This is a genomic window from Streptomyces spinoverrucosus, assembly GCF_015712165.1.
GTDB classification, from domain to species: Bacteria; Actinomycetota; Actinomycetes; order Streptomycetales; family Streptomycetaceae; genus Streptomyces; species Streptomyces spinoverrucosus_A.
This window is the reverse complement of record NZ_JADPZX010000001.1, coordinates 7,450,217-7,476,150: the sequence shown is the minus strand read 5'-3', so window position 1 is coordinate 7,476,150 and position 25,934 is coordinate 7,450,217. Positions and strand designations below refer to the sequence as shown.

The 25,934-nt window shown below is 70.5% G+C and carries 19 protein-coding genes and 2 pseudogenes; 3 read left to right on the top strand and 18 right to left on the bottom strand.

Annotation, left to right across the window (positions count from 1 at the left end):
• Positions 1-125: 125 nt before the first annotated feature.
• The 9 genes and pseudogenes from aroB to I2W78_RS33960 form a co-directional block, all read right to left on the bottom strand.
• Positions 126-1,217: a 3-dehydroquinate synthase gene (gene aroB / locus I2W78_RS34000; protein WP_196464079.1), complete on the bottom strand. Its 1,092-nt coding sequence runs from the start codon at positions 1,215-1,217 to the stop codon at positions 126-128.
• Positions 1,214-1,729 carry a shikimate kinase gene (locus tag I2W78_RS33995; RefSeq protein ID WP_196464078.1) on the bottom strand — a complete coding sequence of 172 codons (516 nt, stop codon included), beginning with the start codon at positions 1,727-1,729 and terminating at the stop codon, positions 1,214-1,216. The genes aroB and I2W78_RS33995 overlap by 4 nt, the downstream gene beginning before the upstream one ends.
• Complete coding sequence (aroC, locus tag I2W78_RS33990) at positions 1,726-2,910, bottom strand: chorismate synthase (protein ID WP_196464077.1); 1,185 nt, start codon at positions 2,908-2,910, stop codon at positions 1,726-1,728. The genes I2W78_RS33995 and aroC overlap by 4 nt, the downstream gene beginning before the upstream one ends.
• A gap of 176 nt (positions 2,911-3,086) precedes the next feature.
• Entirely contained in the window at positions 3,087-3,926 is an 840-nt protein-coding gene (locus I2W78_RS33985) for a shikimate dehydrogenase (protein ID WP_196464076.1), read from the bottom strand.
• On the bottom strand, positions 3,907-5,595 hold the full coding sequence (gene mltG / locus I2W78_RS33980; protein ID WP_196464075.1) for an endolytic transglycosylase MltG: 1,689 nt from the start codon (positions 5,593-5,595) through the stop codon (positions 3,907-3,909). The genes I2W78_RS33985 and mltG overlap by 20 nt, the downstream gene beginning before the upstream one ends.
• A gap of 121 nt (positions 5,596-5,716) precedes the next feature.
• Positions 5,717-6,181 (bottom strand): Holliday junction resolvase RuvX, encoded by a 465-nt coding sequence (gene ruvX, locus I2W78_RS33975; RefSeq protein ID WP_196464074.1) that lies wholly within the window; start codon positions 6,179-6,181, stop codon positions 5,717-5,719.
• Positions 6,181-8,852 (bottom strand): annotated as a pseudogene (gene alaS, locus I2W78_RS33970) (alanine--tRNA ligase). Before alaS ends, ruvX begins: the two are co-directional and overlap by 1 nt.
• Entirely contained in the window at positions 8,852-9,202 is a 351-nt protein-coding gene (locus I2W78_RS33965) for a hypothetical protein (RefSeq protein WP_196464073.1), read from the bottom strand. Before I2W78_RS33965 ends, alaS begins: the two are co-directional and overlap by 1 nt.
• 8 nt (positions 9,203-9,210) lie before the next feature.
• The gene (locus I2W78_RS33960; protein WP_196464072.1) at positions 9,211-9,645 is read right to left on the bottom strand and encodes a DUF948 domain-containing protein; all 435 of its coding nucleotides are present in this window, start codon (positions 9,643-9,645) and stop codon (positions 9,211-9,213) included.
• A 159-nt stretch (positions 9,646-9,804) separates the two neighbouring features.
• Here I2W78_RS33960 and I2W78_RS33955 point away from each other — a divergent pair.
• Positions 9,805-11,963, top strand: a pseudogene (locus I2W78_RS33955) (ATP-binding protein).
• 24 nt (positions 11,964-11,987) lie between these two features.
• Here I2W78_RS33955 and rpsD read toward each other — a convergent pair.
• The 5 genes from rpsD to I2W78_RS33930 all read right to left on the bottom strand — a co-directional run bounded on the left by rpsD (position 11,988) and on the right by I2W78_RS33930 (position 17,134).
• Positions 11,988-12,602, bottom strand: a complete 615-nt coding sequence (rpsD, locus tag I2W78_RS33950; RefSeq protein ID WP_129796831.1) for a 30S ribosomal protein S4 — start codon at positions 12,600-12,602, stop codon at positions 11,988-11,990.
• A gap of 303 nt (positions 12,603-12,905) precedes the next feature.
• Positions 12,906-14,261 carry a replication-associated recombination protein A gene (locus tag I2W78_RS33945; RefSeq protein ID WP_196464071.1) on the bottom strand — a complete coding sequence of 452 codons (1,356 nt, stop codon included), beginning with the start codon at positions 14,259-14,261 and terminating at the stop codon, positions 12,906-12,908.
• A gap of 47 nt (positions 14,262-14,308) precedes the next feature.
• On the bottom strand, positions 14,309-14,977 hold the full coding sequence (locus I2W78_RS33940; RefSeq protein ID WP_196464070.1) for a vitamin K epoxide reductase family protein: 669 nt from the start codon (positions 14,975-14,977) through the stop codon (positions 14,309-14,311).
• Between the two features lie 175 nt (positions 14,978-15,152).
• Positions 15,153-16,415, bottom strand: coding sequence for a histidine--tRNA ligase (gene hisS, locus I2W78_RS33935; protein ID WP_196464069.1), 1,263 nt, complete (start codon positions 16,413-16,415; stop codon positions 15,153-15,155).
• Between the two features lie 11 nt (positions 16,416-16,426).
• Positions 16,427-17,134, bottom strand: a complete 708-nt coding sequence (locus tag I2W78_RS33930; RefSeq protein WP_196464068.1) for an MBL fold metallo-hydrolase — start codon at positions 17,132-17,134, stop codon at positions 16,427-16,429.
• 179 nt (positions 17,135-17,313) lie between these two features.
• On the opposite strand from I2W78_RS33930, the gene I2W78_RS33925 reads away from it, so the two are divergent.
• Positions 17,314-18,129, top strand: a complete 816-nt coding sequence (locus I2W78_RS33925) for a peptidylprolyl isomerase (protein WP_196464067.1) — start codon at positions 17,314-17,316, stop codon at positions 18,127-18,129.
• Positions 18,130-18,264: 135 nt separating this feature from the next.
• A complete protein-coding gene (locus I2W78_RS33920; RefSeq protein ID WP_196464066.1) occupies positions 18,265-19,494 on the top strand; it encodes a DUF349 domain-containing protein in 1,230 nt (409 codons plus the stop codon).
• Between the two features lie 64 nt (positions 19,495-19,558).
• Here I2W78_RS33920 and I2W78_RS33915 read toward each other — a convergent pair whose 3' ends face one another.
• From I2W78_RS33915 to secD, 4 genes are all read right to left on the bottom strand, one after another.
• A complete protein-coding gene (locus tag I2W78_RS33915) occupies positions 19,559-22,090 on the bottom strand; it encodes a RelA/SpoT family protein (protein ID WP_196464065.1) in 2,532 nt (843 codons plus the stop codon).
• A gap of 299 nt (positions 22,091-22,389) precedes the next feature.
• The gene (locus tag I2W78_RS33910; protein ID WP_196464064.1) at positions 22,390-22,929 is read right to left on the bottom strand and encodes an adenine phosphoribosyltransferase; all 540 of its coding nucleotides are present in this window, start codon (positions 22,927-22,929) and stop codon (positions 22,390-22,392) included.
• Entirely contained in the window at positions 22,926-24,041 is a 1,116-nt protein-coding gene (secF, locus tag I2W78_RS33905) for a protein translocase subunit SecF (protein ID WP_196464063.1), read from the bottom strand. The genes I2W78_RS33910 and secF overlap by 4 nt, the downstream gene beginning before the upstream one ends.
• 1 nt (position 24,042) lies before the next feature.
• Entirely contained in the window at positions 24,043-25,803 is a 1,761-nt protein-coding gene (gene secD / locus I2W78_RS33900) for a protein translocase subunit SecD (protein ID WP_196464062.1), read from the bottom strand.
• Positions 25,804-25,934 lie beyond the last annotated feature (131 nt).

Sequence of the window (25,934 nt, the reverse complement as noted above, 5' to 3'; positions counted from 1 at the left end):
CTACCGAACGGTACCGTCCCCCGCCGCCGTTTGGTGAACGGCGGGGGACGGCCCGAAGTGCCCGGCGGAGCACGGGGAATCGGACGGAAAGGACCTCGGGGAACGTACCGGGCCCCCGATGGGACCTACTGCCCGACCTCGCCGTACGCCGCCAGCAGCATCGCCGGGTCGGGTCCCTCCAGGACCGTCGGCTTGGCCAGGCCGTCCAGGACGATGAAGCGCAGCATGTCGCCGCGGGACTTCTTGTCGACCTTCATCGTCTGCAGCAGCTTGGGCCACTGGTCGTAGCGGTAGTGCAGCGGCAGCCCGACCGACTCCAGGATCGTGCGGTGGCGGTCGGCCGTGACGTCGTCCAACCGTCCGGCCAGGCGGCCGAGTTCGGCGGCGAAGTGCATCCCCACGGCGACCGCCGCGCCGTGCCGCCACTTGTAGCGCTCGTTCTTCTCGATGGCGTGGCCGAGGGTGTGGCCGTAGTTGAGGATCTCCCGCAGACCCGACTCCTTGAGGTCGGAGGAGACCACCTCGGCCTTGACGCGGATGGAGCGCTCGATGAGCTCGGCCGTGTGCGGGCCCGCCGGGGTGCGCGCGGCCTGCGGGTCGGACTCGATGAGCTCCAGGATCACCGGGTCGGCGATGAAGCCGGCCTTGATGACCTCGGCGAGCCCCGAGACGTAGTCGTTGACCGGGAGCGAGTCCAGCGCGGCGAGGTCGCACAGGACGCCCGCGGGCGGGTGGAAGGCGCCCACCAGGTTCTTGCCCTCGGCCGTGTTGATGCCGGTCTTGCCGCCGACGGCCGCGTCGACCATGGCCAGGACGGTGGTGGGAATCGCGATCCAGCGCACCCCGCGCAGCCAGGTCGCCGCCACGAAGCCCGCGAGGTCGGTGGTCGCGCCGCCACCGACGCCCACCACCACGTCGGTGCGGGTGAAGCCGGACTGGCCGAGCGCCTTCCAGCAGTACGCGGCGACCTCGGCCGTCTTGGCCTCCTCCGCGTTGGGCACCTGGATGGCGACCGCCTCGTAGCCCTGCTCGGCCAGGTCGGCACGGAGCGCCTCGCCGGTCTCGGCGAGCGCCTCGGGGTGGATGACGGCGACCCGCCTGGCCTTGTCGCCCACCAGAGCGCCGAGTTCCCCGAGCAGTTGACGGCCGACCAGGACCTCGTACGGCTCACTGCCCGCGGTGCCGCCGACCTGGATCCGCGTCACTGACTCGCTCATGCTTCCTTCAACTCCACAGCGTTCAGGACCTCTTGGGTGACCTCTTCGGGCGTACGGTCGTCGGTGGCCACGACCGAGCGGGCCACCTCGACGTACAGGTGCCGTCGGGCCTCCATCAGCTCCCGCCACTGCTTGCGCGGGTTGATGGCGAGCAGCGGCCGGGCGGTGTTCAGGCCGGTGCGCCGGGCCGCCTCGTCGACGTCCATGGACAGGTACACGACGTGGTGCCCGGCGAGCAGCCCACGGGTGTCGGCGTCGAGGATCGCGCCGCCGCCGAGCGCCAGCACCCCGGTGTGCTCGGCCAGCGCCGTGTGCACCGCCTGCTTCTCGATCGCACGGAAGGCGGACTCGCCGTCCTCCACGAAGATGTCGGCGATGGTGCGGCCCTGTTCGGCCACGATGTCCTCGTCGGTGTCCCGGAAGCCGACGCCGAGCCGCTCGGCGAGCAGCCGGCCCACGGTGGACTTGCCGACCCCCATGGGGCCGACCAGCACGACCAGGGGCCCGCTCATCGGATCGCCAGGTTGTCGAGGTAGGACCGCACGTTGCGGGCGGTCTCGGTCACGCTGTCGCCGCCGAACTTCTCCGCGACCGCGTCCGCGAGGACCAGCGCGACCATCGCCTCGGCGACGATGCCGGCGGCCGGCACGGCACACACGTCGGAGCGCTGGTGGTGGGCCTGGGCGGCCTCACCGGTGGACACGTCGACCGTCTGCAGCGCGCGCGGCACGGTCGCGATCGGCTTCATCGCCGCCCGCACCCGCAGCAGCTCACCGGTGGTCAGTCCGCCCTCGGTGCCGCCGGAGCGGCCGGTGGCGCGCCGGATGCCCTCGTCGGTGGTGACGATCTCGTCGTGCGCCTTCGAGCCCGGCACCCGCGCCAGCTCGAAGCCGTCGCCGACCTCGACGCCCTTGATCGCCTGGATGCCCATCAGGGCGGCGGCCAGCCGGGCGTCCAGCCGGCGGTCCCAGTGCACGTGCGAGCCGAGGCCGACCGGCACGCCGTACGCGAGCACCTCGACCACGCCGCCGAGCGTGTCACCGTCCTTGTGGGCCTGGTCGATCTCCGCGACCATCGCCTTCGACGCGTCGGCATCCAGGCAGCGCACGGGGTCGGCGTCGAGCTTCTCCACGTCGGCCGGGGTCGGGTAGACGCCGTAGGGGGCCTTCGCCGCCGCCAGCTCCACGACATGGCTGACGATCTCGATGCCGGCGGTCTCCTTCAGGTACGACCGCGCCACCGCGCCCAGTGCCACGCGGGCCGCGGTCTCCCGCGCGGAGGCCCGCTCCAGGATCGGTCGGGCCTCGTCGAAGCCGTACTTCTGCATGCCCGCGAGGTCGGCGTGACCGGGCCGGGGCCGGGTCAGCGGCGCGTTGCGGGCCAGCTCGGCCAGCTCGGCCGGGTCGACGGGGTCGGCCGCCATGACCTTCTCCCACTTCGGCCACTCGGTGTTGCCGACCATGATGGCGACCGGCGAGCCGAGGGTCAGCCCGTGCCGGACACCGCCGAGGAAGGTGACCTGGTCCTGCTCGAACTTCATGCGCGCACCGCGTCCATAGCCGAGCCGCCGCCTCGCCAGGTGGTCCGCCACCATCTCCGTGGTGATCGGCACGCCGGCGGGAAGGCCCTCCAGCGTCGCGACGAGTGCGGGACCGTGGGACTCCCCCGCGGTCAGCCAGCGCAACCTGCTCAACGGTGCTCCTCAGTGCTCGCGCCCCGGTACTGCCCTGCCGACGCGCGTCCTCGCGTACGGCGGCGGCGCGACCGGGGTGCGCGGCCCTGGCCCGCCATGTCCGATCCTCCCACGTTCCGACCGCTGGTCAGCCCGCCGGTCCAGCAGGCGGACGCCGCCGTGGGCCGGACAGGGGCCTAATGACCGGCGAGGGCGTGCTCCCCGGCCTTGCGCATCGCGTCCAGCGGCGCGGGCGCGCGGCCCGTCATCTGTTCCACCTGGAGCACGGCCTGATGCACCAGCAGGTCGAGCCCGCTGACGACGGCCCCGCCGTACGCCGACCAGCGCGCCGCGAGCGTGGTGGGCCACGGGTCGTACAGCACGTCGAAGAGCGTCGCGGGCCGCTCCGGTACGGCGGAGGCGAGCGCGTCGGTCGTCCCCGCCGGGGTGGTGGCGACGACCAGCGGGTGGCGCAGCGCCTCGGCCGCGTCCGTCCAGTCCGCGATCCGTACGTCGACGTCCAGCCGCTCGCCCCACTGACGCATCTCGGCGGCCCGGGCCGCGCTGCGGACGTACACGACGATCTCGCCGGTGCAGATCCGGGCCAGCGCGGCGAGCGCCGAGGACGCGGTGGCGCCGGCGCCGAGGATCGCGGCCGAGTCGGCCTGCTCGATGCCGTGCTCGCGCAGGGCCGCGACCATGCCGGGGATGTCGGTGTTGTCGCCGACGCGGCGGCCGTCGTCGGCGCAGACGACCGTGTTGACCGCCTCGACCGAGGCGGCGGTGTCGCTGATCTCGTCCAGCAGCGGGATCACGGCCCGCTTCAGGGGCATGGTCAGCGACAGCCCGGCCCACTCCGGGCCGAGCTTCGCGAAGAAGCCCGGCAGCCCCGCCTCGTCGACCTCGAAGCGGTCGTACGTCCAGCCCGTCAGCCCCAGTTCCTGGTACGCCGCCCGGTGCAGCACCGGGGACAGGGAGTGGGCGATGGGCGAACCGAGCACGGCGGCCCGGCGGGCTTCAGTTGCCCGAGCTTTCATTGAACTTGGCCTTCAGATCGAGGAATTCGTCGTGCGTCCGGGCGAACTCGGTCTTGTTGCGGCCGTCGGTCGCCACGAAGTACAGCCAGCCCTCGTCAGTCGGGTTCAGCGCCGCCTTCAGCGCCTCCGCACCGGGGTTGCCGATCGGTCCGGGCGGCAGACCCTTCTGGGTGTACGTGTTGTAGGGGTCCTGGTTGCTGTTGATCTCGTCTTCGCTGATGTTGATGTTGCTCTCGCCCTTCAGGTAGTTGAAGGTCGAGTCGAACTGGAGCAGCTGGTAGGTCTCCGTGTTGTCGGGCGCGAGACGGTTGTAGACCACCTCGGCCATCTTGCGGAAGTCGTCCTCCGTCTTGCCCTCGGCCTGGACGAGGCTGGCGACCGTGATGACCTGCAGCGGGTTCTTCAGGTCCAGCGCCTCGGCCTTGGCGGCGAGGTCGTACTGGCCGTACTGCCGGTTGGCCTGCGTGACCATTTCCTTGAGGACCGCCTCGGGCTTCATGCCCTTGGCCGCGGGATAGGTGCCCGGGAAGAGGAACCCTTCCAGCGGGTCCTTGATGTCGCCGTTGTTGTTCGCCCAGCTGGGCAGGCCGAGGCTCTTGTACTTCTTCTCGGCGACGTCCTCGGTGGTGCCGGCTTCCAGGCCCAGCTTCTCGTCGATGGCGTTGTAGACCCGCACGTTGCGCTGGCCAGGGGTGACCATCACGTTGTTCTGGCTCTTCGGGTCGAGCATCATCTCGACCGCGCTCGCCGCGGACATCTGCTTCTTCAGCAGATAGGCGCCGGCCTGGATCGAGTCCCCGTCGGGGTTCTGCGACTGCGCGGCCACGAACGCGTCGACGCTCTTGACGACGCCGGCCGCCTTCAGCCGTCGGCCGATCTCGGCCCCGCTGGCGCCCTTGGGGACCTCGACGGTCACCTGCTCGCTCGTGCCCTCGCCCGCGAAGTCCGGGGCCACGCCGAAACGATCCTGGTAGAACTGGTAGCCGAAGTAGCCGACCCCGGCCAGACCGCCGCCGAAGACCAGGGCCACCACCAGGCAGGCGCAGCCGTTGCGGCTCTTCTTGCTCTTGCCGCCGCGGCCGCGCCGCTCGCCGCGCCCGCGCCGGTCCCCCGGCTCGTCGTCGTCATCGTCCCCGCCCGAGAAGAAGGCCTGCTCGCCCTGGTCGGGTCCGGGATCCCAGTCGGTCTTCGGCTCCGGCTCGGCGCGCCGGCGGCTGGGCGGCTCGGGCGGCGGATAGGCGTCGGGCGTGCCGTAGAGGTCGGGCTGATCCCCGCCGAAGGCCGCCGCCTGCTGCGGGTACGGGTCCGTCGGGTCGCCGGTGTACGGCAGCTGCGGCTGTGCACCGGTGGCCCAGGTGCCGGTGTCGTACTGCTGCTGGGCGTCGTACTGCTGCTGGGCGTCGTACGGCTGCTGCGCCTGACCGGCGTACTGCTGCTGGTCGTACTGCTGCTGGTACTGCTGCTGCGCCTGACCGTATCCGGGCTGCTCGCCGGTGCCCCAGTCGCCGTAGTGCGGCTGCTGCGGCTGCTCTGGATAGTGCTGCGGCTGGCCGCCGTAGGGGGACTGCTGACCCGTCTGGGCCTGCTGTCCTCCCCATCCGCCGTCCCCGTACAACGGGTCCTCCGGATGCCACGGTTCGGAGCCTTGGCCCCGGCCATACTCAGTCATCGATCCCCTAGAGCCGCGAGGCGGCGGTCGCGTGGCTTCCGGCTCTGCTCCCGTCCCACCTCTTGCTGTGCGGCGGCTGTTCGAATGCCGCCGCATCGCGCGGAACGTTACCGTATCGCGATCAGATGACCACTTCGACGCCCTCGCCCGGGGCTTTACCTGACACCCGTTCGGATTCCAGTGCCTGCTGCAGGATGATGACAGCGGCGGCCTGATCGATGACCGAGCGGCCCTTCTTGGATTTCATCCCCGAGGCGCGAAGGCCTTGTCCGGCGGTCACGGTCGTCATCCGTTCGTCCACGAGCCGGACCGGGACCGGGGCGATGCCTCTGGCCAGCTCCTGGGCGAAGCCGCGGACCTTGACCGCGGCCGGGCCCTCGCCCCCCTTGAGGGAGCGAGGGAGACCGACGACGACCTCGATCGGTTCGTACTCCTCGACCAGTTGCTTCAGCCTGCGCTGGGCGGCGGGGACGTCCCGGCCGGGCACGGTCTCCACCGGCGTGGCGAGGATGCCGTCGGGGTCGCAGGACGCGACCCCGATGCGGGCGTCCCCGACGTCGATGGCCAGCCGACGTCCTGTGCGCATTACTTGGCCGTCTCCGCGACCAGGCGCTCGACGGCGTCCACGGCCTCACCGATGGCGGCCGGGTTCTGGCCGCCGCCCTGGGCGACGTCCGGCTTGCCGCCACCGCCGCCGCCGAGCGTCTTGGCGGCCGTACGGACCAGGTCACCGGCCTTCAGACCGCGCTCGCGGGCGGCCTCGTTGGTGGCGATGACCGTGAGCGGCTTGCCGCCCACCGTGGTGAACAGGGCCACGACGGCGGCCCGGCCGCCCTGGATGCGGCCGCGCACGTCGAGCACCAGCTTGCGCAGGTCGTCGGCGGTCGTGCCGTCCGGGACCTGGCCGGTGACGAGCGCCACACCGCGTACGTCCTTGGCGGACTCGGCGAGACCGGCGGCGGCCTGCAGCACCTTCTCGGCGCGGAACTTCTCGATCTCCTTCTCGGCGTCCTTCAGCTTGGCGAGCATGCCGGCGACCTTCTCCGGCAGCTCGTGCGAACGGCCCTTGAGCAGTTCGGTCAGCTGGTTGACGACCGTGTGCTCGCGGGCGAGGAAGTTGTAGGCGTCCACGCCGACCAGGGCCTCGATACGGCGCACACCGGAGCCGATGGAGGACTCGCCGAGCAGCTTCACCAGGCCCAGCTGGGCGGTGTTGTGCACGTGGGTGCCGCCGCACAGCTCCTTGGAGAAGTCGCCGATGGTGACCACGCGCACCCGGTCGCCGTACTTCTCGCCGAACTCGGCGATGGCGCCCTGCTTCCTGGCCTCGTCGATGCCCATGACCTCGGCGTGCACGTCGAGGTCGCGGGCCAGCACCTCGTTGATCTTCTGCTCGACGTCGGTCATCACGGCCGTCGGGACGGCGGACGGCGAGCCGAAGTCGAAGCGGAAGCGGCCGGGCTGGTTCTCGGAACCGGCCTGGGCGGCCGTCGGGCCGAGGGCGTCGCGCAGGGCCTGGTGGGTGAGGTGGGTGGCCGAGTGGGCGCGGGCGATGGCCGTGCGGCGGCGGGCGTCGATCGAGGCATGGGCCTTGGCGCCGACCGTCACCTCGCCGACCTGGACGACGCCCTTGTGCACGTACACGCCCGGGACCGGCTTCTGGCAGTCGCGGATCTCGATGACGGCGCCGGTGTCGACCTTGATGCGGCCGGTGTCGCCGATCTGGCCGCCGCCCTCGGCGTAGAACGGGGTGCGGTCCAGGACGATCTCGACCTCGTCGCCCTCGGTGGCGGCGGGCGACGAGACACCGTCGACGAGGATGCCGACGACCGTGGTCTCGCCCTCGGTGTCGGTGTACCCGATGAAGTCGGTGGCCCCGGCCCGGTCGGCGATCTCGCGGTAGGCGCCCATGTCGGCGTGGCCGGTCTTCTTGGCCTGGGCGTCGGCCTTGGCGCGCTCCCGCTGCTCCTTCATCAGGCGCCGGAAGCCGTCCTCGTCCACGGACAGGCCCTGCTCGGCGGCCATCTCCAGGGTGAGGTCGATCGGGAAGCCCCAGGTGTCGTGGAGCAGGAAGGCCTTGTCGCCGGGCAGCACGGTGGAGCCCGCGGCCTTGGTGTCGCTGACGGCCGTGTCCAGAATGTTGGTGCCGGCCTTCAGCGTCTTGAGGAAGGCGTTCTCCTCGGCGAGGGCAACCTTCTCGATGCGCTCGCGGTCGGTGATGAGCTCGGGGTACTGCTGGCCCATCATGCCGATCACGACGTCGATGAGGTCCTTGACGACCGGGCCGGTGGCGCCGAGCAGGCGCATGTTGCGGATGGCGCGGCGCATGATGCGGCGCAGCACGTAGCCGCGGCCCTCGTTGCCCGGGGTGACACCGTCGCCGATGAGCATCACGGACGTGCGCATGTGGTCGGTGACCACGCGAAGGGAGACGTCCGAGGCGTGGGCGTCGCCGTAGCGGACGCCGGTCAGCTCGGTGGCCTTGTTGATGACGGCCATCGAGGTGTCGATCTCGTACATGTTCTGCACGCCCTGCAGAATCATGGCGAGCCGCTCGAGGCCGAGGCCGGTGTCGATGTTCTTGCTGGGCAGGTCGCCGAGGATCTCGAAGTTGTCCTTGCCGGTGCCCTCGCCGCGCTCGTACTGCATGAAGACGAGGTTCCAGATCTCCACGTACCGCTCGTCGTTGACGGCGGGGCCGCCCTCGACGCCGAACTCGGGGCCGCGGTCGTAGTTGATCTCGGAGCAGGGGCCGCACGGGCCGGGGACGCCCATGGACCAGTAGTTGTCCTTCATGCCGAGGCGCTGGATGCGCTCCTTGGGCACGCCGACGACCTCGTGCCAGATGCGCTCGGCCTCGTCGTCGTCCTTGTAGACGGTGATCCAGAGCTTCTCCGGCTCCAGGCCGTAACCGCCCTTGTCCTGGGGGCTGGTGAGCAGCTCCCAGGCGAGCTTGATGGCGCCTTCCTTGAAGTAGTCGCCGAAGGAGAAGTTGCCGCACATCTGGAAGAACGTGCCGTGCCGGGTGGTCTTGCCGACCTCCTCGATGTCCGGCGTGCGCACGCACTTCTGCACGCTGGTGGCGCGGGCGAACGGCGGCTTCACCTCGCCCAGGAAGTAGGGCTTGAAGGGACCATGCCGGCCGGGACGAGGAGCAGAGTCGGGTCGTCCGCGATGAGCGACGCCGAAGGGACGACGGTGTGCCCGCGCTCCTCGAAGAAGCTCAGCCAGCGACGGCGAATCTCAGCCGACTCCATCAGTGGTCCTCATTCCGGTTGTACGAGTACGTCGTGTTGTCGATGACGTACGTCTTGGGCTTGTTGCGGTTGTCGATGGCGGCGTAACGCCGCGCGGGGGGCAGTTCCGGGTCCGCGTGCAGGCCCAGCGCGTCCTCGAGTTCGGCCTCCCGCTGGGCCATGTTGGCGCGGACGTCGAGGGCGAAGCCCACCGCCCGGTCCTTGACCCGGTGGCCCGCCTCGATCGCCTTGTTCGCCGCCGTGGCGGCGAGGCTCTCGGGGGTCAGCTGCTTCAGCTTGCGGTTGACCTTGGTGGTGGCCCACACGCCGGCGGCGACGCCCGTGGTGAACCAGAACGTACGGCGGAACATCGCTGGTCTCAGTCCTTCTTCCGCTTGGCCCGCCGCGCGGCCGGGACGGTCCGGCCCACGATCACGGTACGCCTCGACGACTTCGCGGGCACGTCGTCCTTTCGGCCGCCGAGGGCGCGGCGCACGCCGTACCCGAAGGCGGCGACCTTGACCAGCGGGCCGCCGAAGGTGGAGGCGACGGTCGTGGACAGCGCCGACGCGTTCGACGTGACCTCCTGGACGTCCGAGGCGATGGCGTCGACCCGGTCGATCTGGGTCTGCGCGGAGCGCACCGCCGCGGAGGCGTCCGCCAGCAGCGGGACGGCCTGGTCGGTCACGTCCGCCACGAGCTTGGTGGTCGCCCTGAGCGTCTGGGCCAGCCTCGCCAGGGCCACGGCGAGGAAGGAGACCAGGATCGCCCAGAAGACGGCCACCAGGATCCCGGCCACCTCTCCACCGGACACTGCGCACCCGCTCCCTAAACGTGCCTGAACATCGAAAAAGTCGTGCACCGAGCCTATCGCGCCGGGGCTTGCGCTCCGTACCGGATTACGGCGCGGCCGGGGCGGAGATACGGGAAGCGATTGTACGGACTGAACACGGTTCAGTACGCTCCGTGTCCCATGCGACCACCTCAGCGCGACGGCGGGCCCACGCACGGCAACCTTCCTCTGGAGCTGGACGCGTTCGTGGGGCGGGCGGCCGAACTGGCCGGGCTGAACCGGGCGCTGGGCGCCTGTCGGCTGGTGACCGTGACGGGGACCGGCGGGGTCGGCAAGTCGCGGCTCGCGGCGCGGGCGGCCGCCCGGTCCGTGCCGCCGGGCGGGGTGTGGTCGGTGGATCTGGCGCCGGTGCGCGATCCGGATTTCGTCGACTACGCCGTCGTGGAGGCCCTGGGGCTGACCGACCACACCACGCGGCTGCCGCGTGAGACGCTCCTCGCCCATCTCGCCGACCGCCAACTGCTGCTGCTCCTCGACGGGTTCGAGCATCTGGTGGACGCGGGTGCCGCGCTGGTGACCGACCTGCTGCGGCGGTTGCCGGGGCTGCGGGTGCTCGCGGTGGGGCGCAGGCCGCTGGGGTGGCGGGTGAGCGACTGTTCCCGCTGGCTCCGCTGGGCGAGGACGAGGCGGCCGAGCTGTTCGCCGACCGCGCCGCTCAGCAGGGGGTGGTGTGCGGTGACGACCGGACGGTACGGGAGCTGTGCCGGCGTCTGGACGGGATTCCGCTGGCGATCGAACTGGCGGCGGGGCGGCTACGGGCACTGTCCCCCGAGCAGTTGCTGGAGCGGCTCGACGACCGGTTCCAGTTGCTGACCGGCGGCGGGCGCGAGGCGCCGCACCGGCATCAGACGCTGCGCACGGCCATCGGCTGGAGCCACGAGCTGTGCACTCCCGAGGAACGGCTGCTGTGGGCGCGGCTGTCGGTGTTCGCCGGCGCGTTCGACCTGGAGGCCGCCGAGTATGTGTGCAGCGGCCGCGGACTGCCCGCCGACGACATCCTCGACGTCCTGACCGAGCTGATCGCGCAGTCCGTGGTGGCCCGCGAGGAGACCCCGGCCGGCCTGCGCTACCGCATGCTCGACACGGTCCGGGCGTACGGCGCCGACTGGCTGGCGGCGGCCGGGGACGCGGCCCGGCTGCGCAGGCGGCACCGTGACTGGTACGTGGGCCTGGCGACCTGGTGCGAGCTGGACTGGTTCTCGCCGCGCCAGGGCGAGGTGGCGGCGCGTATCGAGGCTGAGCTGCCGAATCTGCGCAGCGCCCTGGACTACTGCCTGACCGAGCCGGACGAGGCGCATCTGGGTCAGTACCTCGCGGGCTCGCTGTGGTTCTACTGGGTCGGCTGCGGGCGGCTGTCGGAGGGGCGGCACTGGCTGGAGCGGGGCCTGCACCTCGACTCCGGCAACGAGCAGTCCCGGCTGAAGGCCCTGTGGGTGCTCGGTTACGTCGCCGTCCTCCAGGGCGACGCGGTCCCGGCGCTGGCCGCGCTCCAGGAGTGCCGGGAGGAGGCCGAGCGGTCCCACAGCGCCACGGCGCTGGCGTACGCGGAGCACCGCACCGGCTGTCTGGCGCTGGTCACGGACGACATGCCGCGTGCAGAAACGCTGCTGCGCTCGGCGCTGGACCGCTACCGGGAGATCGGCGAGCTGAACAGCAACGTCCTGATGGGCCAGGTCGAGCTGGCGATGACGCGGGCGTTCCAGGGCGATCTGGCGGACGCGGTGAAGCTGTGCGAGGACGTGCGCCGGGTGTGCGAGGACCACGGCGAGCGCTGGGCCCGCGGCTACGCGCTGTTCGTCCTGGCGTACGCCGCCTGGACCGAGGGCGACCCGGCCCGCGCCCGCGCTCTGCTCACCGACTGCCTGTCCGGCGCGCACGCCTTCCACGATCTGCTCGGCTCGGTGCTGGCGATCGAGCTGCTGGCCCTGGTGACCACGGCGGACGGCGATCCGGCCGAGGCGGCGGTGCTGCAGGGGGCGGCGAGGCGGATGTGGCCCTCGGTGGGCCTGCCGCTGTTCGGCTCGGCGTACTACAACACCCCGCACGAGCTGTGCGAGGCGACGGCCCGGCAGCTGCTGGGCGACGAACGGTACGAGGAGTGCGTACGGCAGGGCGCGCGGCTCGGCCGGGAGGAGGCGGTGGGGCTGGCGCTCGGCCGGTCGGGGTCGGTGGCGGCGCTGCCGGAGCCGCGCGGGCCGGTGCGGCGGGGGCGGGGCGTCGCGCACATGCGGAAGCCCGCCGCCTCGCCCACCCGGAAGGGCGGGGAGACGACGGGCTGATGCGCTGGTGAGGCTACGTCCGGGTCAGCGGGCGTAGTACTCGACGACGAGCTGCTCGTCGCAGATCACCGGGATCTCCTTGCGGTTCGGCTCGCGGTCCAGGCGGAACGCCAGGGCCTTGAGGTTCACCTGGAGGTAGCGCGGGGTCTCGCCGTCGGGGGCGAAACCGCCCTCGCGGGCGATCGAGAACAGCGTCTTCTCACGGCTGCGCTCGCGGACCATCACGACGTCGTCCGGGCGGACGCGGAAGGACGGCTTGTCGACCTTCTGGCCGTTGACCTCGATGTGGCCGTGGACGACCATCTGGCGGGCCTGGTAGATCGTGCGGGCGATGCCCGAACGCAGGACCAGGGCGTCGAGACGACGCTCCAGCTCGATGATCAGGGCCTCACCGGTCTTGCCCTGGACCTTGGAGGCACGCTCGTAGGCGCGGACGAGCTGGCGCTCGGACACGTCGTACTGCGCGCGCAGACGCTGCTTCTCCAGCAGACGGACCTTGTAGTCCGAGTTCTGCTTGCGGCCACGGCCGTGCTCACCCGGCGGGTACGGACGGGCCTCGAAGTACTTGACGGCCTTCGGGGTCAGCGCGATGCCGAGGGCACGCGACTTCTTGACCTTGGGGCGGGACTGGTTCGCCACTTGTCTCTCATTTCCTGGTTTCGGCTTGTCAGCGTGTTGAGGGAGGTCGCATCCGCAGCCGGGGAATCCCGCCTCGTCCCTGCGGACGGGGTGGGCAGCCGCTCCCCTGGTCTGGGCACATACGTGCAGCACGCGAGTGGCCCACCGACCGTTCCCGGGATTCCGAGTGGTGGTGGGCTGCCCGCGACACCTTTCGACGGTGCGCGACGCTCCTGGAGCCACCCCACGAAGGAGTGGATCTCCGACTGGCTGTCCCGCTCTGACTGCACGGGACTCAGCACTTCTGCGAAGTCTACAGGGTGTTCAGGACCGCCTACGACCGAGGTGTTTCCTGGTCCACTCGACGGCGTCCGCGTACCGCGCCTCGGCGCCGTGCCGGGTCGGGGTGTAGTACTCGCGGTCCTTGAGGGCGTCCGGCGCGTACCGCTGCTCGGCGATGCCCTCGGGCAGGTCGTGCGGGTAGACGTACCCCTGTCCGTGACCGAGCTTGCCCGCGCCTTTGTAGTGGGAGTCGCGCAGGTGCGCCGGCACCGGCCCGGCCAGCCCCTTGCGTACGTCGTCCAGGGCCGCGCCGATCGCGGTCGTCGCGGCGTTGGACTTCGGTGCCAGGGCGAGGGCGATGGTGGCGTGGCTGAGGGTGAGGGCGGCCTCGGGGAAGCCGATCATGGCGACGGCCTGGGCGGCGGCGACCGCGATGGGCAGGGCGTTCGGGTCGGCGAGGCCGATGTCCTCGCTGGCGGAGATCATCAGGCGGCGGGCGATGAAGCGAGGGTCCTCGCCGGCCTCGATCATCCGGGCCAGATAGTGCAGGGCGGCGTCGACGTCGGAGCCGCGGATCGACTTGATGAGAGCGCTGGCCACGTCGTAGTGCTGGTCGCCGTCGCGGTCGTACTTCACGGCGGCGCGGTCGACGGTCTCTTCGAGTGTGGTGAGGCCGATCTCGGTCTCGCCCTTGTCCAGGGCGGCGCCCGCGGCGGCCTCCAGGGCGGTCAGGGCGCGGCGGGCGTCGCCGCCGGCGATCCGCAGGAGGTGGGCCTCGGTGTTCTCGGGGAGGGCGACGGCGCTGTTCAGGCCGCGTTCGTCGGTGAGGGCGCGCTGGATCAGGCCGCGCACGTCGTCGTCGGTGAGGGGCTCGAGGGTCAGCAGCAGGGAGCGGGAGAGCAACGGCGAGATCACCGAGAAGTACGGGTTCTCGGTGGTCGCCGCGATCAGCGTGACCCAGCGGTTCTCGACGGCGGGCAGGAGGGAGTCCTGCTGGGCCTTGCTGAAGCGGTGGATCTCGTCGAGGAAGAGGACGGTCTCCTTGCCGAAGCCGCCGGTGGCGCGGCGGGCGCCGTCGATGACCGCGCGGACCTCCTTGACGCCGGCGGTGATCGCGGACAGCTCCACGAACCGCTTGTTGGTCGCCTTGGAGACGACGTACGCCAGGGTCGTCTTGCCGGTGCCGGGCGGGCCCCAGAGGATCACCGAGGACGGGCCCGCCGGTCCCCCGGCGCCCTCGCCGACCAGTCGGCGCAGGGGTGAGCCGGGCTTCAGCAGGTGCTGCTGGCCCACCACCTCGTCGAGGGTGCGTGGGCGCATCCGCACCGCCAGGGGACTCGCGGTCGGGTCCTTCTCCTGGCGTTCTTCTGCGGCGGCGGTGAACAGGTCGGGCTCCACGCAAGAAACCCTAAATCACGGCACTGACAACGCCGCCGGGCCCTGGCTCAGGCCCAGAGCTGGCTGCCCCAGCGGGTCAGGATCAGCATGACGATGATGCCGATGTGCGTGACCGGCAGCACCCAGGTGAACTCGGCGAAGAACCGCTTGAGCCCGGCCGGCGCGGGCAGGAAGCCGTTGCGGATGTTGAACGAGGTCACGTACCAGAACATGACGATGGTGGCGACCCAGGCCAGCGAGCACCACAGGCACAGCGCGTTGATCCGGTACAGCGACTGGAACATCAGCCAGGCGCAGAAGACGACGCCGAAGAGCGTGCCGGCGTTGAAGGTGAGCCAGTACCAGCGGGGGAAGCGGGCCCGGGCGAGCAGGCTCATGCCGACGCAGATCACGATGCCGTAGGTGACCAGGCCGAGCATCGGGTTGGGGAACCCGAAGGCGGAGGCCTGGGCGCTCTCCATGACGCTGCCGCAGGAGACGATCGGGTTGAGGCTGCAGCTCGGCGTGAACGTCTCGCCCCGGGCCTTGGCTTCGAGGATCTTGAACTTGTCGAGCGTGATGACCCAGGCGGCGAGCAGTCCTGCCGCGCCCGTGATCACCAGCAGCAGGGCGAAGGCCCGGCTGCCGCCGACCGTGCGGGGCTCGGCGACCGCGCTCTGCGGCTCGGGCTCGGGCTCGGGCTCGGTGGAGACGTCCATGACTGTCGTCTTGCTCATCACGCCGATTCCGTCACTTGAGGGGAGACCTGCTTCCGGCAGGGGACATTGTGCCGCACGCGCGCGTAAGTCCACCGTTCGCTGCGCATAAGGACGTACGGCCCGCCGATCGGTTCCGGACATGCGTGAGGGCGCCGGATGCCCCGTGGGACCTCCGGCGCCCTCACGGACGTGATCAGCCCAGCCGGGCTTCGAGTTCGGCCACGATCTCGTTGACGCCGACGGCCGTCTGCTCGCCGGACTCCATGTCCTTGAGCTGGACCACGCCCTCGGCGAGGTCCCGTTCGCCGGCCACGATCGTGTAGCGGGCGCCGCTGCGGTTGGCGTTCTTCATGGCGCCCTTGAGGCCCTTGACGCCGTAGGAGAAGTCCGCGGCGACCCCGAGCTTGCGCAGCTCCGTGATCTTGGCGAACAGCACACGGCGGGCCTCCTCGCCGAGCGGCACCGCGAACACGCTGGTGGCCGCCGGGAGTTCGAGCTCGACGCCCTCCGCCTCCAGGGCGAGCACCGTGCGGTCGACGCCGAGGGCCCAGCCGACGGACGGCAGCGCGGGGCCGCCGATCATCTCGGACAGGCCGTCGTAGCGGCCGCCGCCGCCCACCGCGGACTGCGAGCCGAGGCCGTCGTGGACGAACTCGAAGGTGGTCCGCGTGTAGTAGTCCAGGCCGCGCACCAGCTTCGGGTCGTCCTCGAAGGCGACGCCCGCCGCGGTGATCAGCTCGCGGACCTCCTCGTGGTACGCCTTGCAGGCGTCGCAGAGGTAGTCGCGGAGCAGGGGGGCACCGGTCAGCTGCTTCTGGACCGACTCGCGCTTGTCGTCGAGGACGCGCAGCGGGTTGATCTCGGACCGGCGCAGGGTGTCCTCGTCGAGGTCCAGGCCCCGCAGGAAGTCCTGGAGCGCGGCCCGGTAGACGGGACGGCACTCCTTGTCGCCCAGGCTGTTGAGCAGGATGCGGAAGTTGCTCAGGCCCAGCGAGCGGTACGCCTGGTCGGCCAGGATGATCAACTCGGCGTCGAGGGCGGGGTCCTCCGCGCCGATCGCCTCGGCGCCGACCTGGGAGAAGTGACGGTAACGGCCCTTCTGGGGGCGCTCGTAGCGGTAGTACGAGCCCGAGTACCAGAGCTTGACCGGCAGGTTGCCCGCCTTGTGCAGGTTGGCCTCCAGCGCCGCGCGCAGCACGGACGCCGTGCCCTCGGGGCGCAGGGCGAGCCGGTCGCCGCCCTTGGTCTCGAAGGCGTACATCTCCTTGGTGACGATGTCGGTGGACTCGCCGACGCCGCGCGCGAACAGTTCGACGTTCTCGAAGCCGGGCGTCTCGATGTAGCCGTAGCCGGAGTTGCGCAGCGGGGCCGCGATCGCCTCGCGGACGGCCAGGTACTTGGCGCTGTCCGGCGGGATCAGGTCGTACGTGCCCTTGGGGGCCTTGAAGGTGCTCACGGAAGTTCTCGTCACATTCCTCGTCGGGGAGCCTCCTGGGCTCCCAGGCCGGCGGCCACCTGCCGCAGATAGGGGTTGGTGGCGCGCTCCTGGCCGATGGTGGTCTGGGGGCCGTGGCCGGACAGCACCACGGTCGAGTCGTCGAGCGGCAGGCACACGCGGGCCAGCGAGTCGAGCATCTCGGCCATGTCACCGCCGGGCAGGTCGGTGCGTCCGATGGAGCCGGCGAAGAGCAGATCCCCGGAGAAGAACACGGACGGGATGTCCGCGGCCTCGGGCATCCGGAAGGTCACCGACCCCTTGGTATGGCCCGGCGCGTGCGCGACGGAGAACTCCAGCCCCGCCAGTTCCAGCCCGACCCCGTCGGCCAGCTCCTTGACGTCGTCGGGCTCCCCCACGGTGAGCTCGCCCATGAGCGGCATCCCGATGGACCGCCCGAGGGCCTTCTCCGGGTCGCTCAGCATGTACCGGTCCTCGGGGTGGATCCAGGCCGGCACGTCGTGCGCTCCGCAGACCGGGACGACCGAGGCCACGTGGTCGATGTGGCCGTGGGTGAGGACGACGGCGACGGGCTTGAGCCGATGCTTCTTCAGCGTTTCCTCGACTCCTGGGGCCGCCTGGTGGCCCGGGTCGATGATCACGCACTCCTCACCGGCGGCGGGGGCGACGAGATAACAGTTCGTCCCCCAGGCCCCGGCGGGGAACCCGGCAATGAGCACGATCGTCCTTCGTTGTGTCGATACGGGCGGCCTCGGCGACGGCTGCGCCTGACGCCAAGAGCCTACCGGCGCTGCCGATTCCTCAGCGAACCCATATACGGTACGGGGCACACGCAGGCGGTCGGTCACGGGGCGCACGCGTACCGGTGGATGTTCGAGACGCATGAGGAGTAAATCCGGTGGTCAGCCAGGAACAGCGGCGGCGTCAGCTCGCCCGGGAGAAGTTCTTGCGGCAGCAGCAGCGGCGCACCGACGCCCGGCGCAAGGCGCGCACGCGCAACGCCGTGATCGCTTCGGCGCTCGGCGTGGTCCTGATCGGCAGCCTCGCGCTGTACACGACCGGCGTGCTCAAGGACGACGACAAGACCAACGCCGGCGCGGAAGTCACGGAGAGCGCCTCCCCGTCCAAGGCCCCGGACCCGTGCGACAAGCCGGCCGCCGGCAAGGTCGAGTCGCAGACCTGGAAGAAGGAGCCGGCGATGACCATCGACAAGTCGGCCGACTACACGATGAAGCTGGCGACGACCTGCGGTGACATAGACATCGCGCTGAAGACGTCGGCGGCCCCGCACACGGTGAACTCGTTCGACTTCCTGGCCGGCAAGGGCTACTTCGACCACACCAAGTGCCACCGGCTGACCACCAACGGCATCTACGTGCTCCAGTGCGGCGACCCGACGGGCAGCGGCAGCGGCGGTCCCGGCTACACGATTCCGGACGAGAACCTGAAGGACAAGAGCCTCAAGGACAACATCTACCCCGCGGGCACCGTCGCGATGGCGAACACCGGACAGCCGAACTCCGGCGGCAGCCAGTTCTTCCTCGTCTACCAGGACAGTCAGCTGCCGCCCAGCTACACACCGTTCGGTACCGTGTCCGAGTCCGGTATGACGGTGCTGAAGAAGATCGCCGACGCGGGTGAGAGCACGGGAGCCGGTGACGGGGCGCCCAACGCGACGGTCGTCATCAACAAGGCGACCGTCTCGAAATCCTGACCCCCAACTGCGAAATTTCGGTCGCGCGGGATGCGGACAGGCCACCCGCCGGTCGCCTATGTTGGCCGTGACGAAACTGTGGACGATGCCCGGGGGAGCTGAGGCCCCCCGCAGGCATCATGTGGAGGAGGCGCTGTGAGCAGCGACCCGTGGGGCCGCGTCGACGAGACGGGGACCGTGTACGTGCGTACGGCCGACGGCGAGCAGGTCGTCGGTTCCTGGCAGGCCGGCTCCCCCGAGGAAGCGTTGGCCTACTTCGAGCGCAAGTACGAGGGCCTGGTTGTCGAGATCGGCCTCCTCGAGAAGCGAGTGCAGACCACCGACCTGTCGGCGAAGGACGCGACGGCGGCCATCGACCATCTGCGCGAGCAGGTCGACGCGCACCACGCGGTCGGGGATCTGGACGCGCTGCGCGGCCGGCTGGACAAGCTCGTCCAGACCGTCGAGGCGCGCCGCGAGGAGCGCAAGGCGCAGCGGGCGCGGCAGACCGACGAGGCCCGGCACGCCAAGGAGGCGCTGGTCGCGGAGGCGGAGGAGCTGGCGCAGTCCGACCAGTGGCGGGCGGCCGGTGAGCGGCTGCGGGCCCTGGTGGACACCTGGAAGGGGCTGCCGCGGCTGGACCGCAAGTCGGACGACGAGCTGTGGCACCGCTTCTCGCACGCCCGTTCGGCGTTCTCCAAGCGCCGCAAGGCGCACTTCGCGCAGCTGGACGCGCAGCGCGAGGAGGCCCGCAAGACCAAGGAGCGGCTGGTCGCCGAGGCCGAGGAGCTGTCGAGCTCGACGGACTGGGGCCCGACGGCCGCGCGCTACCGCGAGCTGATGTCCGAGTGGAAGGCGGCCGGCCGCGCCCAGCGCGAGCACGAGGACGACCTGTGGAACCGCTTCCGCGGCGCCCAGGACGTCTTCTTCGCCGCCCGCAGCTCGGTCTTCGCCGAGCGGGACGCGGAGCAGGCGGAGAACCTCAAGCTCAAGGAGGAGCTGGCCGAGGAGGCCGAGAAGATCCTCCCGGTCACCGACCTGAAGGCGGCGCGTGCCGCCTTCCGCTCGGTCAACGAGCGCTGGGAGGCCATCGGCCATGTGCCGCGCGACGCCCGGCCGAAGGTCGAGGGCCGGATGCACGCCGTGGAGCGGGCCATCCAGGAGGCCGAGGAGGCCGAGTGGCGTCGGACGAACCCGGAGGCACGCGCGCGTGCCGAGGGTCTGACCGGTCAGCTCCAGGCCGCCGTGGACAAGCTCCAGAAGCAGATCGAGCAGGCGCGCACCCAGGGCAACACCGCCAAGGCCGACAAGCTGGAGCGTGAGCTGGAAGGCCGCCAGGCGCTGCTTGACCAGGCGCTGAAGGGCCTCCAGGAGTTCGGCGGCTGACCCCCGTCGGCCACACACGAAGGGGCTCCCGTGAGGGAGCCCCTTTTTCGTATCCGTACGGCCGTTACGACCGGCTGCGCGCCGACGTCACCCGGTACACGTCGTAGACGCCCTCGACGCCCCGGACCGCCTTCAGGACGTGGCCGAGGTGCTTCGGGTCGCCCATCTCGAAGGTGAAGCGGGAGGTGGCGACCCGGTCGCGGGAGGTCTGGACGGCCGCGGAGAGGATGTTGACGTGCTGGTCGGACAGCACACGCGTGACGTCCGACAGCAGCCGGGAGCGGTCCAGGGCCTCGACCTGGATGGCGACCAGGAAGACCGAGGACTGAGTGGGCGCCCACTCGACGTCGAGGATGCGCTCGGGCTCACGGGACAGTGACTCCACGTTCACACAGTCGCTGCGGTGAACCGATACGCCACTACCGCGCGTGACGAAACCGATGATCGGGTCGCCCGGGACCGGCGTACAGCAGCGGGCCAGCTTCACCCAGACGTCGTCGACGCCCTTGACGACCACGCCGGGGTCGGCGCTGGTCCGGCGTTTGCGGCCGCGTCCGCGCGCCGGCGGGACGCTCTCGTCGATCTCCTCGGTGGCCGCCTCCTCGCCGCCGAAGGCCTGGACGAGCTTCTGGACGACGTTCTGCGCGGAGACATGGCCCTCGCCGATCGCCGCGTACAGCGCGGAGATGTCCGGGTAGCGCATCTCGTGCGCGAGGGTGACGAGGGAGTCGCCGGTGAGGATGCGCTGGATCGGCAGGTTCTGCTTGCGCATCGCGCGGACGATCGCGTCCTTGCCCTGCTCGATCGCCTCGTCGCGGCGCTCCTTGGAGAACCACGCCCGGATCTTGTTGCGGGCGCGCGGCGACTTCACGAAGCCGAGCCAGTCGCGGGACGGGCCGGCGCCGGCGGCCTTGGAGGTGAAGACCTCCACCAGGTCGCCGTTGTCCAGGGTGGATTCGAGCGGTACGAGACGACCGTTGACCCGCGCCCCTATGGTGCGGTGACCGACCTCGGTGTGCACGGCGTACGCGAAGTCCACGGGCGTCGCCCCCGCCGGGAGCGCTATGACGTCGCCCTTCGGGGTGAAGACGAAGACCTCGTTGCGGGACAGGTCGAAGCGCAGCGACTCCAGGAACTCGCTGGGGTCCTCGGTCTCCTTCTGCCAGTCCAAAAGCTGCCGCAGCCACGCCATGTCGTTGATGGCGTCCTTGTCCTTGCCGGACGCCTTGGGTACGTCCGTGCGCACCTTGGAGGCACCGGCCACGGCCTCCTGCTTGTACTTCCAGTGCGCGGCGATGCCGTACTCGGCGCGGCGGTGCATGTCGAACGTACGGATCTGGAGTTCGACCGGCTTGCCGTTGGGGCCGATCACCGTCGTGTGCAGCGACTGGTACATGTTGAACTTGGGCATCGCGATGTAGTCCTTGAACCGGCCGGGGACCGGATTCCATCGCGCGTGCACGGTGCCGAGGGCGGCGTAACAGTCGCGGACCGTGTCGACAAGTACACGAATCCCCACCAGGTCGTAGATCTCCGCGAAGTCACGGCCGCGGACGATCATCTTCTGGTAGACGCTGTAGTAGTGCTTCGGGCGGCCGGTGACCGTCGCCTTGATGCGGGCGGCGCGCAGGTCCTGCTGCACCTCGTCGGTCACTATGGCCAGGTACTCGTCACGCTTCGGTGCCCGCTCGGCCACCAGCCGTACGATCTCGTCGTACATCTTGGGGTAGAGGATCGCGAAGGCGAGGTCCTCCAGTTCCCACTTGATGGTGTTCATGCCGAGGCGGTGGGCGAGCGGCGCGTAGATCTCCAGGGTCTCGCGCGCCTTCTTCTCCTGCTTCTCGCGCTTGAGGTAGCGCATGGTGCGCATGTTGTGCAGGCGGTCGGCGAGCTTGATGACCAGGACGCGCGGGTCCTTGGCCATGGCGACGACCATCTTGCGCACGGTCTCGGCCTGCGCGGCCTCGCCGAACTTGACCTTGTCCAGTTTGGTGACACCGTCGACGAGCAGGGCCACCACGTCGCCGAAGTCGCGGCGCAGGTCCTCCAGCCCGTACTCGGTGTCCTCGACCGTGTCGTGCAGCAGGCCCGCCATGAGGGTGGCCGGATCCATGCCCAGCTCGGCGAGGATCGTGGTCACCGCGAGGGGGTGCGTGATGTACGGGTCACCGCTCTTGCGCTTCTGCCCGCGGTGCCAGCGCTCGGCGACCTGGTAGGCCTTCTCGATCTGGCGCAGCGTCGACGTCTCGATCTTGGGGTCGTTGCTGCGGACTATCCGGAGCAGGGGCTCCAGGACCGGGTTGTACGGGTTGGCGCGCTGGACGCCGAGACGGGCCAGACGGGCGCGGACCCGGTTGGAGGAGCCGGACCGCGGCGTCTGGGGCGTGGCGGCGGGACGGATCGGGGCCGTGGACGCGGGGCGCTCGGGAGGGGCGGGCTTGGGGCGCGACTGCTCGGCGGCCTTCGCGACGGGCGCGGACTGGGCGTGCTCGACCGACCCGCGCGTGTCCTTCTTCGCGTGCTGCGCGGGCTGGGCCGCGGAGTCCGAGGCGCGCTCGGGCTTGGCGGCGGTCAGGTGCTGGGCCTCGTCTGGCAAGAGGGCTCCTCGTGCGCGATCCGGGTCCCCCGGTCAGGCTCCGGAGACCCCATGGTAGCGATCCTGAGCTCCAGGATCGCCTTCAGGCCGATGTGAGGGCCGTGTACCCGAGCAACGCCTGAGACGGGCACCGGATTCCTCCGCCCCCACTTCTACGGTGTCACACACTTTGCGCACACCTTGCCTGCGCCTTTCGCGCGGCTTGCGGGCGCCCTGGCGACGCCCCGCCGACGCCCTGAAAAGCAGCGAAGGCGCCCCTCGGACAGTGAGGGGCGCCTCCACAGGCAGGGTGCTGTCCGTCAGACGGTGAGCAGGGCCTCCAGCGGGGCTCCGGCCAGGGCCGGCTCCAGACGGGCGCGGCCGTTGAGGAAGGCCAGTTCCATCAGGACGGCCACGCCCGCGACCTCCGCTCCGGCCCGGCGGATGAGCTCCAGGGAGGCCTCCGCCGTGCCGCCGGTGGCGAGGACGTCGTCGACGACCAGGACGCGGTCGCCGCCGGTCAGGTCCTCGGCGTGCACCTCGATCTCCGCCGAGCCGTACTCCAGGTCGTACGCCTGGCGCAGCGTCGCTCCGGGGAGCTTGCCCGCCTTGCGGACGGGGATGAAGCCGACGCCGGCCCGCACGGCGACCGGGGCGCCGAGGATGAAGCCGCGGGCCTCCAGGCCGACGACCTTCGTGGCGCCGGTGCGCTCCACGATCTCGGCCAGCGCGTCCGTCAGCGCGGTGAACGCCGCCGGGTCCGCCAGGAGCGGGGTGATGTCCTTGAACATCACGCCCGGCTCCGGGTAGTCGGCCACGTCACGGATGCGGCTGAGGAGCAGCTCCTTGATGTCGGTCATCGACGCTTCCCCGAGGGTCGGCCGCGGCCGCGAGTGCGGGACGCGGGCTGGTTGCGCGGGCCGACCCCCGCGGGAGCGGCGTCCTCCGGCTCGTCGGCGAGCGGTTCGTCGGGGCCGTCGACGGCCACCGTCTCGCCCTGGTCGGCGCTCTGGGCCCGCTTGGCGAGGACCCGCTTCTTCAGTGCCTTCAGCTGCGGCTCGCGCTCCTTGAGGTCGGCGACGAGCGGTGTGGCGATGAAGATCGAGGAGTACGCACCGGCCGCGAGGCCGACGAACAACGACAGCGAGATGTCGTTGAGCATGCCGGCGCCGAGGACACCGCCACCGATGAACAGCAGGCCCGCCACGGGCAGCAGCGCGACCACCGTGGTGTTGATCGAGCGCACCAGGGTGCTGTTGATCGACCGGTTGGCGATGTCGCTGTAGGTCCAGCGGGTCTGTTTGGTGATGTCCTTCGTCTGTTCCTTGAGGCTGTCGAAGACGACGACCGTGTCGTACAAGGAGTAACCGAGGATCGTCAGCAGACCGATCACCGTGCCCGGTGTGACCTCGAAGCCCACGAGGGCGTAGATGCCGACCGTGATGGTGATGTCGTGGATCAGGGCGACGAACGCGGCGACCGCCATGCGCCATTCGAAGGCGATCGCCAGATAGATCACGACGAGGACCAGGAAGATCCCGAGGCCCTGCCAGGCCTTGTTGGCGATCTGCTCACCCCAGCTGGGGCCGACCAGTTCGGCGTTGATCTTCTCGGCGTCGACCTTCAGGTCCTCGGCCAGCGCCTCGTTGATCCGGTCAGACTGGCCCGTGTCGATGCCCGCGATCTGGATGCGGAGGCTGCCGTTGCCGAGCTGCTGGACGATCGCGTCGTGGCCGGAGGCCTCCTCCGCGTACTCCTCGGCCTGGGAGACCGAGACGGACGTCTTCGGCGTGGTGAAGACGGCTCCGCCCTGGAACTCGATGCCCATGTTCAGGCCGCGCACCGCCAGGCCGACGATGGCCGTGATGGTGATCAGGATGGAGATGCCGTACCAGATCTTGCGGTTGCCGACGAAGTCGTAACCGACCTCGCCTCGGTGCAGTCGGGCGCCGAGGTTGCCGAGCTTCGACATCTCACGCCTCCTTCGGTTCGACGGGGGCGGCGGGACGGCGGGTGCGGCGCAGCGGCGGACGGGCGCCGAGGCGCTTGGGGTCGAGGCCGGACCACGGGTGACCGCTGGCGAAGAACTTCCGGCGGGCCATGATCGTCAGCAGCGGCTTGGTGAAGAGGAAGACGACCACGACGTCGAGCAGGGTGGTCAGACCGAGCGTGAACGCGAAGCCCTGGACCTTGCCGACGGTGACGATGAAGAGCACCGCGGCGGCGAGGAACGACACGAAGTCGGAGACCAGGATGGTGCGCCGGGCGCGCGGCCAGGCCCGCTCGACGGCGGGCCGCAGCGAGCGGCCCTCGCGGATCTCGTCCCGGACCCGTTCGAAGTACACAATGAACGAGTCCGCCGTGATACCGATGGCGACGATGGCACCACAGACGGCCGGCAGGTTCAGCGCGAAGCCGATGGCCGGGCCGAGCAGCGACATGAGCACGTAGGTGAGGGCGGCGGAGACGAGCAGCGACAGGATCGCGATGAACGACAGGCCGCGGTAGTAGACCAGCAGGTAGATCACGACCAGGGCGAGACCGATGGCGCCCGCGATCAGACCGGCCTGCAGCTGGTCCCCGCCGAGCGCCGCGGTCACCGTGGTGACGCTCTCCTCGCGGAACGTCAGAGGCAGCGCGCCGTACGACAGCATGTTGGCGAGGCCCTGGGCCTCCTCCTGCGTGAAGCTGCCGGAGATCTCGGCGTTGCCGCCGCTGATCGACTGGTTGACGTACGGGCTGGAGACGACCTCGCCGTCGAGGACGATGCCGAACTGGTTCTGCGGGGACTGGTTCTGCGCGAGCCGGCCGGTGATGTCGGCGAACTTCTTGGCACCGGCGTTGGTGAAGTCCATCTGGACCTTCCAGCCGGCGCCGCTCTGCGTGTCGTAGACGGCCTGGGCGTTGTCGACCTCGGTGCCGTCGACGGCGGCCGGGCCGAGCAGGTACTTGTACCAGACGCCCTGGATCTCGCCGCAGCCCACGGTGGAGTCGGTGGGCTTGGCGCCCTCACCGGTGGTGGCGCGGACCGACTCCTTGCTGCAGTCCAGCGCCGCGTACTTGGCCTGGAGCTCGCTGTCGTCGCCGGTGGCGCTGCCGCTCGGGGAGGCGCTGGGAGAGGTGGAGCCGGACGGCGACGGGGTGGCGTCGGCCTTCAGGGCGTCCGTGACGGCGCGGCCCTGGGTGGTGGCGGTGGCCGAAGGGGTCGCGCTCTGGCTGGCGGAATCCGAGGCGGCGGGGCTCTGAGAGCCGGTGGCCTTGTCCTTGTCACCGGAGGGCGCGCTGGAGGAGGCGCTCGGCGAGGGGGTCGGCGCGGCGTTGCCGCCGGAGGGCTCGGTGGCCAGGACCGGGCGGAAGTAGAGCTTGGCGGTGGTGCCGACCTGTTCCCGGGCCTGCTGTGAGTTGGTGCCCTTGGGAATGTTGACGATGATGTTGCGATCGCCCTGCGTCTGGACCTCGGCCTCCGAGACACCCAGACCGTTGACGCGGCGCTCCATGATGTCGACCGCGGTGTTCATGTTGGTCGGGTTGATCGCGGACTCGTTGCCGTCCTCGGGCACAGCCCCGAGCGTGATGCTCGTACCACCGGCCAGGTCGATGCCGAGACGCGGAGTGGTGTGTCCGGAGGCGAACATTCCCCCGGTGAGCGCCACGATGGCGATCAGGATCAGGGCCAGCGAGCGCCATGGCTTGCTCTGGGCGCTCGAGCTCCGGCCCTTTTTAGGTGCTGCCACCTTCTCGTACTCCCTCTCGGGCCGCCTCACTCCGGGTCAGCGGGCGGGCGGCCATGACATGGTGTCGGGATCCCGTGCGGGATGCGTATGTCCCGGGCACGCGAGCCCGGCCCGCGCACTCCGGGACATGA

Coding starts and splice junctions, on each gene's coding strand:
- aroB (WP_196464079.1), bottom strand. CDS start 1,217: ATGAGCGAGTCAGTGACGCGGATCCAGGTCGGCGGCACCGCGGGCAGT.
- I2W78_RS33940 (WP_196464070.1), bottom strand. CDS start 14,977: ATGAGCAAGACGACAGTCATGGACGTCTCCACCGAGCCCGAGCCCGAG.
- I2W78_RS33910 (WP_196464064.1), bottom strand. CDS start 22,929: ATGACCGACATCAAGGAGCTGCTCCTCAGCCGCATCCGTGACGTGGCC.
- I2W78_RS33985 (WP_196464076.1), bottom strand. CDS start 3,926: ATGAAAGCTCGGGCAACTGAAGCCCGCCGGGCCGCCGTGCTCGGTTCG.
- I2W78_RS33965 (WP_196464073.1), bottom strand. CDS start 9,202: ATGTTCCGCCGTACGTTCTGGTTCACCACGGGCGTCGCCGCCGGCGTG.
- I2W78_RS33995 (WP_196464078.1), bottom strand. CDS start 1,729: ATGAGCGGGCCCCTGGTCGTGCTGGTCGGCCCCATGGGGGTCGGCAAG.
- ruvX (WP_196464074.1), bottom strand. CDS start 6,181: ATGCGCACAGGACGTCGGCTGGCCATCGACGTCGGGGACGCCCGCATC.
- mltG (WP_196464075.1), bottom strand. CDS start 5,595: ATGACTGAGTATGGCCGGGGCCAAGGCTCCGAACCGTGGCATCCGGAG.
- secF (WP_196464063.1), bottom strand. CDS start 24,041: ATGTCGAAGCTCGGCAACCTCGGCGCCCGACTGCACCGAGGCGAGGTC.